General features: G+C 26.4%; 6 protein-coding genes. 2 read left to right on the forward strand and 4 right to left on the reverse strand.

Annotation, left to right across the window (positions count from 1 at the left end):
- Positions 1 to 551 (reverse strand): DUF603 domain-containing protein (locus HNP68_RS05990; RefSeq protein ID WP_183221435.1); only part of this gene is annotated, 551 nt, incomplete at its 3' end.
- 214 nt (positions 552 to 765) lie between these two features.
- Here HNP68_RS05990 and HNP68_RS05995 point away from each other — a divergent pair.
- Positions 766 to 1,110 carry a TM2 domain-containing protein gene (locus tag HNP68_RS05995; RefSeq protein WP_183221437.1) on the forward strand — a complete coding sequence of 115 codons (345 nt, stop codon included), beginning with the start codon at positions 766 to 768 and terminating at the stop codon, positions 1,108 to 1,110.
- 66 nt (positions 1,111 to 1,176) lie between these two features.
- Here the strand turns inward: HNP68_RS05995 and HNP68_RS06000 are convergent, their stop codons facing one another.
- The 3 genes from HNP68_RS06000 to HNP68_RS06010 all read right to left on the reverse strand — a co-directional run bounded on the left by HNP68_RS06000 (position 1,177) and on the right by HNP68_RS06010 (position 3,294).
- A complete protein-coding gene (locus tag HNP68_RS06000; RefSeq protein WP_183221439.1) occupies positions 1,177 to 1,842 on the reverse strand; it encodes a hypothetical protein in 666 nt (221 codons plus the stop codon).
- Between the two features lie 90 nt (positions 1,843 to 1,932).
- On the reverse strand, positions 1,933 to 2,676 hold the full coding sequence (locus HNP68_RS06005) for a hypothetical protein (RefSeq protein ID WP_183221441.1): 744 nt from the start codon (positions 2,674 to 2,676) through the stop codon (positions 1,933 to 1,935).
- A 30-nt stretch (positions 2,677 to 2,706) separates the two neighbouring features.
- Entirely contained in the window at positions 2,707 to 3,294 is a 588-nt protein-coding gene (locus HNP68_RS06010; RefSeq protein WP_183221443.1) for a hypothetical protein, read from the reverse strand.
- A gap of 430 nt (positions 3,295 to 3,724) precedes the next feature.
- Here HNP68_RS06010 and HNP68_RS06015 point away from each other — a divergent pair.
- A partial coding sequence (locus tag HNP68_RS06015; RefSeq protein ID WP_183221445.1) for a site-specific integrase occupies positions 3,725 to 4,434 on the forward strand: 710 nt, incomplete at its 3' end.

Raw genomic sequence — 4,434 nt, forward strand, 5'->3', positions numbered from 1 at the left:
CTACTTTTGTAATTGCTTTTACTCTCAACTTCATGAGCAGATGCAAGTTTTTTCATACATTCATAGTAAAGCTCCATTTCCCTTATTGAACACTCTTTTATTAAATCATTAAGTTCACTTTTTAACGCTTTAATTTCTTCACTAACACATTTTTCATTTTCATTGCTGGACTGTTTATTTAAAAAGTCAATTTTAAATCTTAAATCTTCTATTTTTGAAAGCATACTAGCAAGTTCAATGCTAGAATATTGTTTAAATGCACGTATAAATCCCAATTCTAAATTGGAACGCTCTAAATCTAATTCCCCCTTAACTTTTTTAGCCTTAACTTCTGATCTAAAAGTTTGTGCTACAAGGTGTTCAAAAGTATCTTCACTAATTGTTACTCTAGAATTCTCATTAACAAAAGTTTCTCTACTTTCCCATTTTTGTCTCATTCTCCACACATTTACTTTAGAAACTCCTAGTCTAGCTGCTATTTCTCCATCATTTAAAGTTCCTTCTATAAAATATGCAACATAATCATCAAAAGATCTTTTAATTCTTTTCAAAGATACTACCCAAAAGCAACAAAATTAAAAAATTGTTACTCTAAATAGTAAAGCAATTTAATAATTTATTAACATAAACTGTTAATTTCTTTATACATGTTAATCACTGATATATATTTACAATGTTCATTAACTTTAAGTACTAAAAATATAACTTACTTATATTAAATATTTTTAATTGCGTATGTTCTATTTTTAAAAGGAGTGTAAAACTATGTCAAAAGCTTTTGACGAAATATATTGCCACGCTTGTGGCAAACCTATTAAAAAAGAAGCTGAAATTTGTATTGCTTGTGGGGTTAAAAACAAACAAGTTAAAAAATCTTATAACAGATTAGCAGCATCATTATACTGCATATTTTTTGGTTTACTAGGGGCTCATAGGTTTTATGTAGGGAAAACGGGAACTGGTATTGCATTTTTATGCATAACTCTTTTGTCTCCTTTATTTTATTTATTTACCTTAGGTTTTGGATTATTAATTATTATACCCGTATTAGCAATACTGGAAATTATTGTTTTTATTGATTTTATAAGAATATTAATAAAGAAGTTTTAATACAAATAAAAGACAAGACTATTTGTTGGTCTTGTCTTTGGTAATTTATGATTACAAAACCATTTCTTAATTAAAATTATGTTCATACATATCATATAAATCTTGAAAGTTTCTAAGTCTAATATTAAAAGACTCATTTATTTTTTGATTATCATACACTTTTACTTTTAAAACTCTGCTTGATAGTGCTTTTTTAAGAAAGTTGGACATTTCATTGTCTTTCAAAACTAGAAAGCTATTGTCTTCTACAATCCATTGCTTGCCAATTGAACTTATAATGGGTTCTTCTTTATCAAAAGAATAGTTAATAAACATATTTTTTATGTTGTTAGCATTCTTCAATATTTCTTTTTTAAAGAAAAGAACAATTCTTGATCCTTTTTCAGAGGTATAACCAAATCCAAAACCATTGATATCCTCTATTAATCCTTTTTCTGCTATCTTTTTGTCTTTTGTTTTAGTTTCATCAGGACTGCTAAAGGCTTTACTAAAAGCAGTTCCAAATATATACAGAAAATTAAAAACATCTTTATCAGCTGATATAAAAAAATATCCTTTTTTATTTTCATCTTTTTTATCACTTACTTTTAAATACAAACTATTTTCCTGCATTTTAAAATCTTCAAAATTAATATCATCATCCTTGTCATTATAGATACCTCTTAAAAATTCATTAGCATTTAAAGAAAATAAAGCAAATAAAAAATATAAAATAATATAAACTCTTTTCATTTATCATGATTCTCCAATATTAATAAGAAAACATGACTAATAAATAGCCTTGTTTTCTTATCATAATTTATGTTTTCAAAAAATCATTTTTTATTCTTTTATGTCTTCTATAGTATTTTGAAGCGCTTCATCAATATTTTTAAGTGCATCATCTATAACCTTTTTTGCAAAATCATCACTATCAGTATCATCATCAACATAATAACGCCCATTTACACCAAATTCTTTAGCATATTTAAAAGCTTCTAAACCAATTTTACCTTGTTCTTTAACTTTCTTAGTATCTTTTCCAGTTGAAGGCTCAACTTTTCTTTTATACTCTTCAAGTTTTCTTTTAACCTCTTCTAAAACATTTTTTCTATCATCTTTTTTCTTTTTAAAGCTCTCTTCAAGATCCTTTAATTCCTTTTTAAATTTTTCCTTATATGTTAGTTTATTTTTTATTTTTTTTACTTCTTCTTCGAACTTAAGATATGCTTTAAGAAACTGTTTTTCATTCGATTTTTCTATTTTATCCTTTAATTCTTTTATTTCTTTTTCAATCTCTTCTACTTCTTGATTTTTATTATTAACATCTTGACCTACTTGTTCTTGAACTTGCCCTTGTGGCTCATCAGCTTGCATTAATCCTTTAACTTTTAAAGAAATTTCTGATCCTAAGTTTTTAAGCCCTTCAGTTAACTCTTCTTTTTTTGTCTCTAAAAATCCCTTAACTTGTTGTTCTGTATTTTTAACTGAATCTTCTACACCTTGCTTTAAATCTGCAACATTCTTGCAAGAGATTATCGATGCAAAAACAGCGCTAACAATAAATATTATTATTTTTTTATCCATAAGTTACTCCTATATATTTAACTTTTATTTTTAATTATTATTCTTAAGTTCTTCCTCAATCTTTTGAAATAAATTGGTTACAATTCCCTTGTCTGTTTCAATGCCCTTATAAACAAAATACCTCTCGCCATTATAAACAACATACATCTTGGATAATAAATCATCAAGATTAAAACCTAGCTCAAGGGCACACTTACAAGCTTCATTTCCAATTCTCATTGGATCATCAGCTGGGTCATAAGTATCTTCATCAGAATTTTTATTTTTCTCTTCTATTCTCTTTTCAAGCTCTTCTAATTCTTTTTTAAACCCTTCTACTTTCTCTTTAGCATCTTCTAACGCTTTTTTTCTATTTTCTTGTTCTTTCTTTTCTTCTTGTTTTTGTAGTTGCTCTTGTGGTGCATCAGCTTGCATTAATCCTTTAACTTTTAAAGAAACTTCTGATTCTAAGTTTTTAAGCCCTTCAGTTAACTCTTCTTTTTTTGTCTCTAAAAATCCCTTAATTTGTTGTTCCGTATTTTTAACTGAATCTTCTACACCTTGTTTTAAATCTGCATAATTCTTGCAAGAAATTATCAGTACAAAAATGACACAAATAATAAATATTTTCTTCTTCATAAGTTACTCCATAAGTCTCAATGATAATGCAACCCCTAATAATTACAATTTTTTACAGTTTTAAATAATTGATTTTGTTACATTGCGTTGTTACATTTTAACAAAACTAAAATGTAATTTTAATCAACTCCCGAAAATCTCTCCATTGCAAATGGTCAACTCACTACAGCATATTACAAAACACATATAAATTAAATTTCAGAGTATTTGATAAATAGCACCCAAAGTATTATATCTTTCTTGGGTACTACCCTTAGAAATAGCCACTTCTGCTTGCTACAACCACTCTACACTCTAAATTTCGCATGCAATGAGAGCCTCCAAAATTTGACTAAAATTTTAAGTTTTTGGTAAAATGTAAATTGTAATTTTTATCTATTTTTATTACTTTTACTTAATTTAAAAAGTAACACTTTAAGGAGCTTGCTTTATGCGCATTAACAATTTTCCTAATTTAAATAATAATGATATGGACTTTATCCTCAAACTTCTAAAAGATTATCAAAAAGTTATTGATGAAAATAAAATTCTTAAAAATACTCTGAAAAATTCATCTAAAACAAAAAAAGAAACTCTAAAACCTAGTCCTAAATTTTACCTAACTCCAAAAACTAGCAAACTAATTATAAAATGTATTAAAAGGCTAAAACAAATTGATCCAATATCTGGTTGGTTTGTATATTTGCTTTTAATAACCGGGTGTAGGGGCACTGAAATTAGGAAAGTTAAAATGCAAGATATTACCCAAATATCAAGTAAAACTGGTGAAATTTTATATAACATTAAAGTACATGTAGCAAAAAAAAGAAGTGTCGCTTGTATTAGAGAAATTGTCATTAACTCTAAAGAGTTTGACGCTATTCAAACAGCGCACAAAAATCATTTTGAAAATAAAAATATTGATACTAGGCGTACTTATCTTTTCCAAAAAACCAAAAATAAATTTAAAGACAATCAAATTGACATTACTCATATTTCTAATAAATTCAAAAATCTTCTTAAAAAATCTGGATTTAAAGCAAATAAATCTCTTCATTTATGTAGGAATTTATTTATTTCAAATTTAAAAGCCAATGGTTACAATTCCTTTCAAATTAAAGAGCTTATGAAATACTCTTCAACTCATGAAATTGATAATAT

It is taken from the genome of Borreliella yangtzensis, from assembly GCF_014201775.1.
GTDB lineage: Bacteria > Spirochaetota > Spirochaetia > Borreliales > Borreliaceae > Borreliella > Borreliella yangtzensis.